The organism is Caulobacter sp. FWC26, assembly GCF_002742645.2.
In the GTDB taxonomy this organism is placed as follows: domain Bacteria; phylum Pseudomonadota; class Alphaproteobacteria; order Caulobacterales; family Caulobacteraceae; genus Caulobacter.
The window spans coordinates 643,777-657,519 of sequence record NZ_CP033875.1; the positions used below are offsets into that span (position 1 = coordinate 643,777).

Sequence of the window (13,743 nt, forward strand, 5' to 3'; positions counted from 1 at the left end):
ACAACTTGTTCAACCTCCCCCAGACCCCCTCCGGGCAGCTGAAAGATCAGTGGCTCACTAGGCGGCGACGCGCTGCGCTAGCTGACCGCTACGCGCCTCGCCGCCGGTCCGGGAACAGAGCGTAGAGGGGTCAACTTTGGACGCATATTGGGGGTCAGCTTTGGACGCCGTTTGACACCCCAAGAACCAACTTCGTACGGGTGGACAGCTAAGATCAGTCTTGGTTGGACCTGGTAATCCCGATCAGACCATGAACTCACTTCGAGCTGCTGGTGGATTTCTTGCTGGCAGACCTAAGAAGGTTTCCGAGATCGCGTCGGGGAAGGGGCGGAGCCCCGAGACGGTAGCGATCGCAGGAACTGCGGAGCAAGGCCAAAGCCTTGCGCAGCCTCAGCCTCAGTCTCTCCCCGAACTCCTGAAGTCGCTTGGCTTCACTGTTCCCAGGCTAATGGCGCCGGAAGGCGAGAAGCCCGTCATCTGGATTCAAACCCCTGATTGGGATCGAGCAGGCGACGCCATGAAGATGGCGGCAATGTGCGCTGTCGCGGCCCGCCCCGAAATGAACGGTAGGGCTTTTTCGATCAACCTCTCTGAGGATCTTGTGAAAGAGGCGCTGGCGTCTCCCCTTGGCTTCACGGTCTTCCTTCAGCGCCGCTTGAAGCGCTTTTTGAAGAGGGTCCTGCCGAAAGCTGACTTCGCCTTCGCAATCGACGTCACCGATGAGACCTACCGTCTTCATCTCCACGGCGTAGTCGTCCCGAACCAGCCATTTCTTTGGACGCGCTCAAAGGGTCCCAACGAGCTCAAACAGGCCCTTCGCAAGTTCGCGGACAATCAGTCCAAGCAAGCGGTCGAGGCGTCTCCTTGGAGCGATGTGCCTGAGGGATGGGGTGGCTATTCGACCAAGTTTGCGAGTCTAGTCACCGCCATGATCACCGAGAATGATGGCGGGGATAGGCACCAAACGACGCTGCTGACTACTCGGCCTCTAACACAGCTGGCTCGCGACCATTGGATGACCGAGCGGCGGGACAACCTCGCGGCTTTGATCAAGCTTGCACGCCAGGATGTTGATGATCGCGGGGACGATCCTGACCGGGCTGTTGCCAGGCGGTCGAAGCCGAGTTCGTTCCAGAGCAAGATCAAGCAGGACCGCGCTCACGTTAAAGCTCGCGACAAAGAAGTCAGGAAGGCCAACAAGAAGCTTTTCGACGAGGCGATGAAGGAGGGCGAGGAAAGGAAGCAGCAGGGTGTCCCTGCCCCTCAGTTCATCCGGGAGCCACCCGACATTCTGCTGGTCAAAGATTGAGTCATATCCCCGAGTGGCCGGGCCGGAGGTGAGTCCGGAAGGGAGGCGGCTTCCCGCCCTCTTCCAACTCAGATAACCGTCAGCCATCGGTGCCGGTCACCATTAAGCCGCCGGCCCTGCCTTTCGCGACAAGATAAGACACGAACGATGCGCAGGCGCCGAGCATGAAAAGAGCGTCCGACTCGTCTACGGCAGGTCCATCTTGAAAGACCAAAGCGTGGCGGACTCCCTCCTCGTCGGATGTGTATCCATACAGCGCACCGAACGCCTTCTTGAGTCCGCCATGGATGTGCTGCTGCGCACTTAGAACGGCTAGAGCGTCTCCGAGTGTGTCTTTCGAAGGGGCAAGTTGGACGGCAACCGACTCCACGGCGTGGATACTCTCACGCACGCTCGCCGCCCAATCTCCGTTTCTTAGGCTTGTTGATGCATTCACTAGGTGGTTAGCGGCTCCAGGCAGAGATGCCGCATCTTGAATTCCGAGCTCAATCGCGGCGGCTTGTTCTGCCGTGCCAACCGCGCCAATGGTTTTCCCCTCAAAAACGCGATAGGCCGCGCGAGAGTCAACAAATGCTCGCTCTAGCGCTATGCTAATTGTAGGTGGCGTTCTTGGGTGCTGTAGGATGAACTCTACAAAGTCGAAAAGGCTGCCTAGGCTCGACACCATCAGCATAGCTTCTAGTCGCTTCTCGTTGGCGTAAGATTTGTTATCCCAACGGTTAATATTTTTTCCTTCCACCAGAACGAAATGATCGCGTAACAAATCCTCCCACCAGCCGGAAATCCAAGAATCTGTGTAGTTGTTCTTTGTATTGTTTTTGAAATCTAACGCCAATGGATAGTGCAGCCTATTGCGTAATTCTCTACTAACCTCCCCTAGCCTCAACTGGGGCGGCACAGGTGACAGGCCATTTCGCTGAGAAAAAGTAAGACTATTGGGCGGCTCTTCCATTCCTTCTCCGAAATCCGGACGCGCTCGCCTGACAGCCTACACTATTTCGCCCAATGACCGAGACGGGCTGAGACCGGAAGATCGATGCTCGCGCTGAACCGGGCATCTGACCGACTGCCCGGAAGCGGACGCTGCCACGTCAGAAAAGGGTGGAAAGAGGACTATCCAGACTCCATGGCTGAGCATCCCATGTTGCCGCTGTCTCCGCCCCCAAAGGGCATCGTTGTTGCTGGCCTGTCTCAAGCCAGGAGGCATAAGCGACGCTTTGATGCGGTCATCACTCTCGAAGATCCCGGTTGTCGGTCGGCAAACCAGCTCCGCTTCAATCGCCAACCCGCTCCCGCGCATCTGATCCTCGCGTTCGAGGATGTTGACGATGACACCCTCGGCGTTCGCGTAGCAACGAGAGAGCAGGTCGCGGAGGCTCTAACCTTCGCTCAAGAGCATGCAGCGGGCTCGCTGCTGGTGCACTGTTTTCATGGCGTGGGAAGGTCTGCGGCGATAGCGCTGGCGATCATGGCCGATCGGCTAGGCGCGGGCTCAGAGGCAGCAGCACTTGAGCATCTGCTGGCTATCCGCCCCATCGCAACGCCTAACCTTGTGGTAGTCAAACTCGCCGACGACATCTTGGAGCGTCGGGGCGGGCTGATCTCTGCAGTCTCGGCCTGGGAAGCCTCCGCCCCCGGGCTGAAGGAAAAGCGCGAGGCTCGGCTGCATCTCGTGAAGTCCAGCCCACAGCTTTACTCGTGGCTTTAGAAGCCAACGTGCGGGGACCGAGACAACGCTAACCCCTCAAGGCCGCCATTGAGAAGGTCGCTAGGAAGCGCACGTCTCGGACCTCCAGAAATGGCGGATGACGGACGTTAGACGGCCCATAGGGCTCCCTCCGAATGTCCGGCAACCTGCAGAACGGGTTGTCCATTCGCACTGAGTATCGCGGAAAACGTCCCGTGGCAGAGATGATGCGATCACGCCATGCGGGGCGGGATAGCGGACACCACCGTCGTATCCGCCTTCCGTTGCGCCGCCGCTTCGCTGCGAGCCCGCGCCGCTCGGCTCCAGATGTTGAACCGTCGGTTCTCGAGACCGGCGCGTCCGTAGGCATCAATCAGCGTGCCGAACCGATGGATGTACACAACCGGCGTTGGAGTGTCCGGGTCTGCGCGCATAAGCTTGGCAGTCACGTAGCCGTGCTTGTGGTGCAGCTGCCGCAGCCGATCCAGCAACTCCTCGTCACTATATCGTTCGCTGATCTCAGACCAGCGAGGCAAGCTGATCCTGCGGGGTGGCTCGCCGGCGCGCCTGGCGCGCAGCCTTTCGAGGCCGAGCCGCTGAAGATCACCTTGCTTGTAGGGCAGACCTGCCAGCCGATACGCGTTGGTGAGCTTGCCGAACTTGGACTGGTATCCAGGAGCGCTGGGAACTGACGGCTCCGCATTTATGGTCGCCTCGGTCACGTAGCCGTCGCGCTCGAACAGGCGACGCAGCGCCGCCAGCATCTCCTCCTTGGTCACAGGCCGGTCCTGGCCGGGCGGACGCCACCAGCCGGACGGCTGAAAGCCAACCAGCTCATAAACGCGGTGAATCGAACCGAACTGTTGAAGCAGGACGTGCTGGCCTGGGGCGTAAGGGCACTCGTCGATCAGCTTGCCGGTGAGGTAGCCCTTCGCCTTGAACAGGCGCGCCACCGCAGCCAGGTTCTCTTCCGCCGGTACACGGTGCCGACGGATGCGCCGTCGCCGAGCCGCACTCTCGAACAAGGTGCGGCTGATGATGGGCTCCAGAATCTTCGTCTTCACCAGATCCTCCGGCGCATTCTTCCGCCGCTTGCTTTTCAGCTTCTGGGTTGTGCGGTTGAACACATAGATGCCCAGCACCAGCTCGTCGGTGAGCAGGTGACGGACGCGGGCCTCACCCCAGGTCGGATGATCGCCCGCCGGAACACCCATCTCGTTTAGCCGCCTGGCGATACCCCTGAAGCTCATGCGGTCGCGCGTGTACCAGGCGAACATGTCCCGGATGATCTTTACCTCGTGATCCGGACCGACCGCATAGACGACCCTTTGGTTGTTGAAGGCTTTTGTCTGTCCAGGCTTCAGCTTCTGGATCGGCTGGTCATGTTCATCGACCAGAATACGTTCGAATCCGTAGCGCCGGGGTCCGCCGAGCTTGTGGCCGATCTTCGCCTGCAAGAGCTGCGCATAGAGCACCTTGCTGGAGAGGTCGCGGCTGAACTCCGCCGCCTGGTAGCGCTTGAACTGCTTAAGCAAGGCCATGATCGGCGAGCCGTCGTTCTCGAACATTTCGGCGCAGTAAGAGACGGGGACCCCTGCCGAGTGACAGATAAACTCGTAGTGGCCGCCTTCATCGAGGTACTGGAAGCGGCCCCATCGGCTGACATCGAAGACCAGCAGCCGCTCGTATGGGCGCTCCACCTTGATCACGTCAGCAAGGAGCGCCTGAAGGCCGATGCGTTCGCGCAGCGTCAGGCCGCTTTCGCCGGGGTCGGTGTAGGTTTTGACGATGGTGTAGCCGCGCTCGGCGGCATAGGCAGCGATTACGCGCGCCTGATTGCGGATAGAATAGCGCTGGTGATCCTTCGACATCCGCAGGTACTGCGCTGCCGGAATAAGTGCAGGCTTGAAGCCGTCTGGCATGGTGAACCTCCACCGGTTCCCCCCTCGCTAGGATACCAGCGCGCGACCGCGCTCAACAGGTCGTCAAAAGGTGGATTTTCGCGAAATTTGCCATCCTACGTCTTGTCCGGGTGGTTCAGTTGGCGACTTTCTCAAGTCCGGTCCATGGTCGGGCGGTACGAAAATCAGCGTCGGCACCGCAGGCGAACTATTTAGCTGGGCCGTAGAGCGGGCGGTCCTAGTTCAGGATAGGGTCGGAAGCGGCAATTGGCATCCATATGAAGAGCTGACGTTTAAAAGCGCGTCGCGCGACTAGGGGCTCTTGGTTGCGCGCTCAAAACGCAAACGGCCCTCGACCAGGAGAAGTGCTCCTAAAGCCGAGGGCCTTGCCAGTAGGCGTCGTAGTGCAAACGCCCGACATCATTATTCGATACTACGCGTGTAGTTTCAAATGGACTCGCATGGCTTCCATCGGTCGACTGAGGTGAGCGCCCAGCTTCAGCTGAAGGTCGAAGTCTTAGAAAATTGACCTTCAGCACGATCCGGGTCGCTTCATTGGCGGCGGAAGTCGAAGCTTACTTCTTATACCCTCTAGATCGCGCTCATTTGCCCGTAGGGCGGCTTTTGCTGTTTGCGGCTCCAACTTGAGCCTGGGCGCGCTCCTGCCTCTAGCGGCGATCTAATCGGGCCTAGCGGCGGCTTCAGGCGCGCCCCCTCTTTGCGAGCCAATCGTCCAAGTGATCGCCCAGTAGCAACCGCGTTAGGCCGAACCCGCCTTCTTCTCGGCCTGCAAGCCAGTTGAGCTTCTCCTTCTGATAGATCCCCGGAAGGCATCGGTTGGCCGGCGGCGGGGAGCCCGTCAGGTCCCGAGCGACCTCATACGTCAAGCGCTCCGCATACTGTGCGTGTTCGCCGCATGCGAGGACTAGCGCGAAGTCTTCCGGCTTCGGCCTGCACGGCAGTGAGGCAAGCCAGTCTGGCAGCCCTCCGAAACGAAGATCGCCTCGGATGTCTGAATGGCCGTCCCAGCCAAGAATGCGAGCCAAAGCGCGTAAGCGGGTTGTGATATCGCGCGTTGCGGAACCGATACGAACCATCGCACCCCCGAGGAGGTTGAGGGATGATGATCCGGGGTCGCCTCGATAGATTAAGGCATAGATCCCGGGAGAAACCGGCACAGCGTCCGGCACATGAGTTCTCCCGCTTGATGAAATTAGTTCTTTCGCTTCAACTACAATCTTTTTCATGTGTGCTCCAAATATTAAATGGCGCGTTATGTATCGATCGATTCTTCGGTAGGGGCAATCGCTATGATTTAAACGTTATTTAGTGTCATTTCTCGACAAGAGATCCTTGTTCAATATTTGATCGAGGCAATGCTTGTATGGGCGCGATTTCGAGTTCGGGTTGCGCCGCTATTCGTTTTCCGCGCTCGGCGCAACGGCGTGCCCAAGGCCGAACTTGCGGGCGCTGGTGCAACGCAATTGGAATCAGCTCCAACGACCGAACAGTTGACTCGACGCCCCCGCCGAAGCAGAACGTTTCGGGAACATCATCATGCGCCGCGACCTCAAGCCCCCGATCGGCTGGAAGATCATCGCCGGAACCTTGGCTCTCGATCGAACGATCTCCGGTTACCTCGCGCGTGACCACGACGTGCGGGGGCGCTGTTACCAGCGCGACTGCCGCCGGAACTGCCACATCGACCACGCCCGGATCGTCGAGCGGGGTCTTGGCGCCCTCACGATCGAACAGGTGAAGACCGCAATGCGGTGCGCGCGCCTGGAGGGCTGCGGGATCGAGTGGCTGGAGAACCCGAACCGCGCGACCTTGTCGCTAGTGGTCTTGCGAGGGCGCGTAGCGGTGAAGGTCCGGATCATCTGCCGTGGATGCGCGACGGTCAGCCTAATTTCGCCGGAGACGATGATCGCCCGCCTGAAGGCCGAAGGGTTGGGCGACGAAAGCACGACGATCGCCGCGATCCCCGGGCTGCTCAGGAAGGGGTGCGCCTGCGGAAAGACCGCATGGGAGGTCAACGTCGCTTGGCCGGACCCAAACACCTATGGAGGTCGGTCGACGATCGAGCGGGAGATGCGCAAGCTGAACATCGGTCGCCTGCGCGAGCCGACGGATTTCTAGGGACGCACTCGTGGATCTCAACGCCTCCCGCTCTTGGCGCCCCCGGTTGCCCCAGATAGCGTCCACGCCATGAACGACACCACGCCCGACGCCCTCTTCTTCATCGCCGACCATGACGTCTCGCTCTGGTCTCTTCCCTGGGTCGCCCGAGCCGAGGTCACGCCGGCTGAAGGCGGCAAGGAGGGCGAGAAGCAGGTGAAGCTCTGGTTCCGTCGGGAGGCGAACCAAGAGGTGGTATCGTCAACCCTGCCGCCCGTTCCGGACCGCCCTCACGACCTCGAAGCGTATAACTACGGGAACGCCCCGCCCCCGGTGTTCTGGCACATCCACCCGGCGTTCGAATCCTACCGTCTCGAGTACGACAACGATGATGGTGCGCACTGGTGGGCGCGGATCTGGCTGAAGAAGACCTAGCCCCATGTGCAACAACTACGCGATGAGGCGCGGCCAAACCGAGATCCTGGCGTTGCTCGCCGCGATCGACGGCGTCGGGAACATGCCCGACTTCCCGGGGATCTTCCCAGACATGGCCGCTCCGATCGTGCGTAGCAGCGTAGGCAGTGGTCAGGAACTCGTCTTGGCCCGTTGGGGGATGCCCTCTCCGATGTTCGTCCAGAAGCAGGCGGCGGAGAAGCGGGCGGACGCTCTGCGCAAGAAAGGACACGAGGTCGACGCCGCCCGGTTCGCCGAGCTTCTGAAAGCCGAACCGGATCGGGGCGTCACCAACGTCCGCAAGACCGATAGCCCGCACTGGCGACGCTGGCTGACACCGGAGCATCGATGCCTGGTGCCGCTGACGTCCTTCGCAGAGCCTAACCAGGTGGGCGGACAACCCGGAGAGAACGTCTGGTTTGCGCTGGGCGAGGATAGGCCGCTCACCTTCTTCGCAGGCGTTCACCAGCGCGATTGGACCTGCGTCCGGAAGGTTTCCGAGGGCGAAGTGACCAGTGACCTCTACGCCTTCCTAACCACCGAGGCGAACGGCATTGTCGGTCCGGTCCATGACAAGGCCATGCCGGTCATTCTCACGACCGCTGAGGAACGCGACGTCTGGATGCGCGCGCCGTGGGACGAGGCCAAGGCGCTTCAGCGACCGCTTCCGGACGATGCGCTCATGATCGTCAGCCGGGGCGTCGGGCAGAAGCAGGACCCGCCGAAGGAGAGCGCGGCGCTGCTGCTGTGACGCCCTACTGGACGCCAGGCTTGCTCGCAGACCTATCGCCGTAGCATGGCTCGCAACTCTTCAACGGATAGCCACGGTCGAGCGACATGGATCATCCGGTGACAATTTGAACAGAGGAGGGCGAGGTCATCGATATGCGTCTTCCCCTCCTCACCGAGCTCCTCAACGGGCTTGGTGTGGTGAGCCTCAATGAACATCCTTCCCCTGGATCCGTAGGTCTCCTCGAAGTCGAAGTCACACGCCTCACAGATCAGCTTCCCGGTCGCCTTGAAGACCTTGGCCTTCTTCGTGTCGACGAGCTTTCGGTTCCGCTCTCGGGTCCGGTGAACGCGGGTTAGAACACGTCCCTCCGGAGCTTCGAAAACCTCGTCCAGATCGTCATAGGCGGTGGTTTCGAAGGTGGGGCTGTCGACAGCCTCACGGATCGCCTGAGCGACCTTCTTGAGCTTCTCGCGGTCTCCGGCGAACTCCTCCCAAACGACCTCCTCATCCTTGTTCCCCCGGGACAGGCCCTTCTTGCCGAGTGCGGTGAACCGAGGATCGAGCCGCCTGAAGTTGCCGAGCTTCATGTACGTCCCGTTCTGGTTTCGGAACGTCGCGGATCCCACCGGATGGATCTTCGCGCTCAGGCGGTTCAGGAGCGCGGACAGCTCGGCGATCTCTGACGACCTCTTATCCGGGAGAACGCCTTCGTGGGCCAGGTAGAGGTCAAGGGCGAGGATTAGTTCATCCCGGGTCCAGGGCGGGTTCCTGCCTGGCTTGTCGGCCTCCGGCTCAGCAACCCGCTTGTCGGCGCCGAGGCGAACGACGTCAAAGCCTAGTGCCTTCAAGACGCGGGCGACCGTCGCATCACCGCCCGAGAAGTCCTCCGGTTTCAGCGGAGCAGCACCTAGGCCGAGATAGCCGTGCGCCGCGCCGGCGATGGCCTTGGAGTCGTAGAGGCTCTCACCGCGCCGGACGAAGTAGCTGCGAGCCTCCCCGAACCCGTACTTCGCGAGAAACGCGGCGCGGCCCACAGCGTCGAATTCGTCCAGCGCGCGGGTGACCGCTTTCGCATCAAGATCTCCGAGTGCCAACGTTCATCTCCCGGGCGTTCGTCTCACTACAGCTGCTTCTTCCAGTCTCTGAGGCGGGAGAGAGCGGCGCGCTCAGCTCAGGGCCTACGCACCGCCCTCTAGTTCAATCAGGCCGGATTATTGCGCAGCCGATCGGGCCGGTTAGCGCTCAAGGGGCGGCTTAGGGGCCGGCCAATCGATCTCGGTATCGCCATCAACGTAGGCTTTGATCGACTGCCCTTTGTTGATCTCGATGTCCTTGCCCTTCTTCAGGAGGCCGAGCGGACCAAAGAGCACGGTAAGAACCACGGTGGTGCCGACGCGGGCATCACCCTCGCCAGCCTTCGTGCCGCGCAGGCGGATCTTCTGATCACCGACCTTGATGTAGTCGAACCGAACGTTCAGCTCGCCAGCCTGGCCCATGGCCTTCCGCTTCTTGGAGTGGGTGACCTCTCCCGCGCCCACAAATCCAGCTGGCACCGACTTGCCCGCGCCAAGGTCGATCGACTCACCATTGGAGATCGTAAACCGATCTCCCTCCTTCGCCGTGGCGGAGGTGATCGCCTCCTCGAACCGCACGACGACCTCGGTGCCTTCCGGGATCTTCAACTTATCGGCAAAGGCCGACGTCGCGAAAGCGCACGCGACCGCCGCGACCGAGGTCGCGAGGAAACGGTAGTTCTTCAAGATTAGCCCTCCCAGCCGTCCCCCTGACGGCCAAGCGCCACCATAGGGGAATGGTCTGCCGTGGCGCAACCTCTGGGGGCGCTGGTCCGCGATGGTTGCCCGTAAGCGGAGGCTATGCAGGTCCCAGGCATTCGCTCCTATCTCCGCCACCGTCCAGACGCCAACGGAGAGCGCGAAACTGCTCTAGCTTGGGAACCCGCTAGGGCTTGATCTGTGACAGATCAAGGAAGTCGTAGGTGACTAGCTCGATTTCTCCTTTCAGCCGCTTCAACTGCGCCTTTCGCTGGTCTGGATCAGGCGGTATATTATTGGTATAAATTCGTGCCGTGCTCGCGACCTTCCGACCGGTTAAGCGCTGCCGAACTTCGTCGGAGGGGATTTTCGAAGCCGCTTCCTGCTCAAAGGAATTCCGGAAGCATTTTATTGAGCCGCCGTTTCCATCAGCGTCGGCATGCTGAAGGTGGGTTCGATTGAACTGCCGCATGATCAGGGCGGCGGAAAGTCCCCGCTGCGCCTTGCCATAGCTTGCGTCTTGATAGTTCACAGTCCCAGCCATAGGGAAAAGTCGCTGATCGCGGCCCTTTATCCGTGCCTTTACAAACTGCGCAAAGCCGAGATCCAAAAGTCGGGAATGGATAGGTACCATCCTTCGCGAATGGCGGTTCTTAAGCCTGGGTCGAGTGCTGTTAGGTGAGATCAGAAGATGCGGAACTTCGTGGTCCAGCACGACATCAGCGGTCTCTAGCCCAACGATTTCGGAAGAGCGTCCTCCGGTGAAGAGTAGCAAAAGAGGGATCCAAAAACGATCGTCCCTGATTTTCACAGATCCTGGCTTGAAGAGTCCGCCAGCGACGTTTTCCCCCATGCATCCAGTGAAGAGCGGTAGAGCAAAAATCCTATTCAACTCTGCCGCCGTGAACGGGCGACCGGCGTCCTCAGTGTCTTCAAAGCGAACTTTAACGCCGCGTGCGTCCGCTTTATCGATGTGTCGGCGACGTTCGGCAAAATCCAGTATCGAAGATATGTTGGAGAGATGCTTGTTGGCCGTCTTCGGGCTAATAGCGGGCAGTTTTAGAGATCCGTCTTCAACCCGCTTGAGGATTTCTCTCGCGCTGACGTTCTTGAGATTGCCGGGAAGTTTTCGGCTGTCAGGCAGTTTTAGGATTTCATCCAAGAAATCATACAACTTGCCCTTGGTGATATCCGCGATCTGAAGATCACCCATGATCTGCGAGAATATTTGTACCGAATGCCGTTTGCCCCCGATGTTCCGTTCGCCCGCGCGCGGGGCGGTTACGTGGTCGTTGGACGTCGAGTAAATTTTATCGAAGTACGCTGTAATCGACAGAGCGCCTTCGTCAGCGATAGCGTTCTTTGAGCTTTTCGCCGGAGCGCGGCGCGTCTCAACCGCATTCAATAGGGCATGACCAATTGGGGCGGATGGCTCCTGACCAGCATCGATGTCGTTCTTTGCGATGTTAGCGTCAGCAAGCATCGAAGCGCATTGGCGCACGATCTGCTTGTATCGTGGAGAGGCTCGATCTATCGGCCACTTATTCTTCTCAAAAAAGTAGTCTGCAGCCCAGCCTGCGGTAGCGATCTGCTCCTCGAAATCGTCTGACAGAAGGGCTTTTCCGTAGTCGACCCGGTTCGCCCTCGCCCGATTAATCTTCAACGCCTCAAGGGAAGAGCCGTCCAATCGCGCCAGCTGCCGATCGCGCGCTGCGTTCGCGATCTGGGTTCGAAAATCTTGTAATTCCGCTTCGTGAATTTGGACCAAGAATTCGCTCAGAGCGACGCTTCCCGAGGCCGCACGCAGTTTACTGATCTCGTTTCTGATCGAGACCCTTAACTGATCCGCTTTGGCGTTCCCGAGCTTTGGGTCCCTCGTTCCGAGCGAATGAATAAGTAAGCGCCTTGGCCCGGACGCCCTTGGGAATGCGTAGGCAACATCACCTGGGATCGGGTAGCGGAGTTCCAGCATCCCGCCCGACCGAACGTGAACGTACTCGCCAAGCCGTTCATTACCTACGCTACGCTTACGCCCCATAGCCCTACCGAAACGCTCATTCTCAACGAAATTGTCAACGGTTATTGCAACGAGGCGCTGGTGTAAGCAACTGTAAAGAAACAAAAAAGATAGGCTTCAATGAGTTAGGCGGCGACGTAGATCGGCTCGCGAACGCATCGTTCCGGGCGCGCCATTTTCTCCCAAGAAAAACAGAGGCCTAGGTCGGCGCGGTTTTCGCGTCGGTTCCGCTCATGGTGATCGGAACCACTCCGGAACAAAAATCCTCTTATCGACAATCCAAGAGCGCTCTTCGGAGCGTCCTCGGATTGTTCGGCCATCGTGCTGTCGGACATCGACGACCAGATCAACGAGGCGATCGCCGCGCAGCATCAAGGCGACTGCCTCAAGGTGGTCCTGCTGCCGGATAGATAGGTTTTCGGGAATGGGCGAGAACACGCCCAACTGACGGGCGCGGCCGCCCCCGCGCCAAGAGCGCCGGCTAGACCAAGGACTTCAGCCGGTCGATCCCCGTCGCCTGCCGAACGATCCGGGCGGCTAGCGCATTGCCGTTCGCGGCGTTGGTGAAGACGACGATCGCGCGCCCCCGGCGGGCGTCGCCGACGCCCAGCGTCTTGAAGATCCCGTAGTTGCTGCCGCTGTGCTGGAACAGCGGGCCCGCCGAGGATTGTTCGAGTTCCCAACCCAGTCCGCGCGAAATATCGCGCCCGCGGATGTCGAGCAGAGGGGTGAGCATCGCTCGCCTTGACGCCTCGCTGATCTCCCAGTCCGCCCGTGTCGGCCGATCGATCATCAGCTGCATGAACCTCGCGTAGTCGGACGCTGTCGTCAGGAGCCCGCCGGCCGAATTGACCAGCAGGTCGTGCGTCGACGGCGCGGTCTTGGGATCGGTCTCGCGCATGGCCGCGATCGACTCTTCGTAGGTCCATGACGCGATCGGCTTGCGCCACCGCGACGCGACCGGAAGCAGCCGGTCGCCCAGCTCGCGCGTGGGCTGGGGCGGAAGCGTTTCCTCGCCCTCCGGAGGCTCGGAATGGCCAAAGACGGCCGACCTGGCGATCTGTTCGTCCCAGCCGAAGCTGCTGTGAGACATTCCGGCCGGACCGAACAGCTTGGCCTGCATCACGCCGCCAAGGCCCATTTGCATGATCGTCTCGACGACCAACTGCAGCCAGATGAAGGCTTCGCCCGAATAGGTGTAACTGGATCCCGGCGCCTTGCTCGTGACGAGCGGTCCGGTCGCCCAGTTGGGCAAGCCGGTCGAATGCGCCAGCACATGCCGGGCCGTGATCCGTTCGAGGTTCGGGTCATCACCCAGGTTCGCGGGCCGGCGGTACGCGACGAGCGGCGTGTCCAGGTCCAGGCGCTTTTCATCGACCAGCCGCATCACGACATAGGCGAAGACCGGCTTCGTCATGGACGCCGCTTCAAACAACGTGTCCTCGCGCACCGGGGCGCGGGTGAGCATGTTTTTCACGCCGAAGCTGCGGCTCCAGGCGAGCTTTCCGCGGTCTATGACCGCGATGGCGACGCCGGGGACCCCGGCAATGCGCATGAAGCGTGGAAGCTCGTGAACCAGGTCTACCGACGGAATCCAGGCGGCATCCTCGTCCCGGCATGGCGCGCGCGGACGGGCGCGGGCGGCCGTCGCCCCGCCGCTGACGGCCAGCGCCGTCGATCCAGCCAGCAAAGCCCGCCGCGCGAACATCGGTCCAGAAGGGCTCATCTCGGTTTCCATAGGCGGGCGCGAAGC

11 protein-coding genes are annotated in these 13,743 nt (G+C 60.5%); 5 read left to right on the forward strand and 6 right to left on the reverse strand.

Translation table 11 applies throughout. The annotated features are described in order from the left end of the window. Window positions 1-250: 250 nt before the first annotated feature. Window positions 251-1,309 (forward strand): hypothetical protein, encoded by a 1,059-nt coding sequence (locus tag CSW63_RS04700; RefSeq protein WP_127846933.1) that lies wholly within the window; start codon window positions 251-253, stop codon window positions 1,307-1,309. A 79-nt stretch (window positions 1,310-1,388) separates the two neighbouring features. Here CSW63_RS04700 and CSW63_RS04705 read toward each other — a convergent pair whose 3' ends face one another. Further along, window positions 1,389-2,261 (reverse strand): AbiJ-NTD4 domain-containing protein, encoded by an 873-nt coding sequence (locus CSW63_RS04705; protein ID WP_127846934.1) that lies wholly within the window; start codon window positions 2,259-2,261, stop codon window positions 1,389-1,391. A gap of 174 nt (window positions 2,262-2,435) precedes the next feature. Here CSW63_RS04705 and CSW63_RS04710 point away from each other — a divergent pair, with 174 nt between their 5' ends. Then, on the forward strand, window positions 2,436-3,017 hold the full coding sequence (locus CSW63_RS04710; protein ID WP_099502817.1) for a tyrosine phosphatase family protein: 582 nt from the start codon (window positions 2,436-2,438) through the stop codon (window positions 3,015-3,017). Window positions 3,018-3,229: 212 nt separating this feature from the next. Here CSW63_RS04710 and CSW63_RS04715 read toward each other — a convergent pair whose 3' ends face one another. Then, window positions 3,230-4,918, reverse strand: coding sequence for a recombinase family protein (locus CSW63_RS04715; protein ID WP_099502815.1), 1,689 nt, complete (start codon window positions 4,916-4,918; stop codon window positions 3,230-3,232). Between the two features lie 1,536 nt (window positions 4,919-6,454). Between CSW63_RS04715 and CSW63_RS04720 the strand changes: the two genes are divergently transcribed. From CSW63_RS04720 to CSW63_RS04730, 3 genes are all read left to right on the forward strand, one after another. Then, window positions 6,455-7,036 (forward strand): hypothetical protein, encoded by a 582-nt coding sequence (locus tag CSW63_RS04720; protein WP_099502814.1) that lies wholly within the window; start codon window positions 6,455-6,457, stop codon window positions 7,034-7,036. Between the two features lie 69 nt (window positions 7,037-7,105). After that, on the forward strand, window positions 7,106-7,450 hold the full coding sequence (locus tag CSW63_RS04725) for a hypothetical protein (protein WP_099502812.1): 345 nt from the start codon (window positions 7,106-7,108) through the stop codon (window positions 7,448-7,450). Window positions 7,451-7,454: 4 nt separating this feature from the next. Next, the gene (locus tag CSW63_RS04730) at window positions 7,455-8,219 is read left to right on the forward strand and encodes an SOS response-associated peptidase (protein ID WP_099502810.1); all 765 of its coding nucleotides are present in this window, start codon (window positions 7,455-7,457) and stop codon (window positions 8,217-8,219) included. Window positions 8,220-8,251: 32 nt separating this feature from the next. On the opposite strand, the gene CSW63_RS04735 is transcribed toward CSW63_RS04730, so the two are convergent. The 4 genes from CSW63_RS04735 to CSW63_RS04750 form a co-directional block, all read right to left on the reverse strand. Continuing rightward, the gene (locus CSW63_RS04735; protein WP_210408498.1) at window positions 8,252-9,295 is read right to left on the reverse strand and encodes an HNH endonuclease; all 1,044 of its coding nucleotides are present in this window, start codon (window positions 9,293-9,295) and stop codon (window positions 8,252-8,254) included. Between the two features lie 141 nt (window positions 9,296-9,436). Further along, window positions 9,437-9,961, reverse strand: coding sequence for a hypothetical protein (locus CSW63_RS04740; RefSeq protein ID WP_099502808.1), 525 nt, complete (start codon window positions 9,959-9,961; stop codon window positions 9,437-9,439). A 199-nt stretch (window positions 9,962-10,160) separates the two neighbouring features. Continuing rightward, entirely contained in the window at window positions 10,161-11,945 is a 1,785-nt protein-coding gene (locus tag CSW63_RS04745) for a hypothetical protein (protein ID WP_099502806.1), read from the reverse strand. Between the two features lie 526 nt (window positions 11,946-12,471). Continuing rightward, complete coding sequence (locus tag CSW63_RS04750; RefSeq protein ID WP_231737436.1) at window positions 12,472-13,698, reverse strand: serine hydrolase; 1,227 nt, start codon at window positions 13,696-13,698, stop codon at window positions 12,472-12,474. Window positions 13,699-13,743: the final 45 nt, after the last annotated feature.

What these genes read in the sequence shown, in the direction of transcription:
- CSW63_RS04700 (WP_127846933.1), top strand. Translation starts at nt 251, where the DNA reads ATGAACTCACTTCGAGCTGCTGGTGGATTTCTTGCTGGCAGACCTAAG.
- CSW63_RS04705 (WP_127846934.1), bottom strand. Translation starts at nt 2,261, where the DNA reads ATGGAAGAGCCGCCCAATAGTCTTACTTTTTCTCAGCGAAATGGCCTG.
- CSW63_RS04710 (WP_099502817.1), top strand. Translation starts at nt 2,436, where the DNA reads ATGGCTGAGCATCCCATGTTGCCGCTGTCTCCGCCCCCAAAGGGCATC.
- CSW63_RS04715 (WP_099502815.1), bottom strand. Translation starts at nt 4,918, where the DNA reads ATGCCAGACGGCTTCAAGCCTGCACTTATTCCGGCAGCGCAGTACCTG.
- CSW63_RS04720 (WP_099502814.1), top strand. Translation starts at nt 6,455, where the DNA reads ATGCGCCGCGACCTCAAGCCCCCGATCGGCTGGAAGATCATCGCCGGA.
- CSW63_RS04725 (WP_099502812.1), top strand. Translation starts at nt 7,106, where the DNA reads ATGAACGACACCACGCCCGACGCCCTCTTCTTCATCGCCGACCATGAC.
- CSW63_RS04730 (WP_099502810.1), top strand. Translation starts at nt 7,455, where the DNA reads ATGTGCAACAACTACGCGATGAGGCGCGGCCAAACCGAGATCCTGGCG.
- CSW63_RS04745 (WP_099502806.1), bottom strand. Translation starts at nt 11,945, where the DNA reads ATGCTGGAACTCCGCTACCCGATCCCAGGTGATGTTGCCTACGCATTC.
- CSW63_RS04750 (WP_231737436.1), bottom strand. Translation starts at nt 13,698, where the DNA reads ATGTTCGCGCGGCGGGCTTTGCTGGCTGGATCGACGGCGCTGGCCGTC.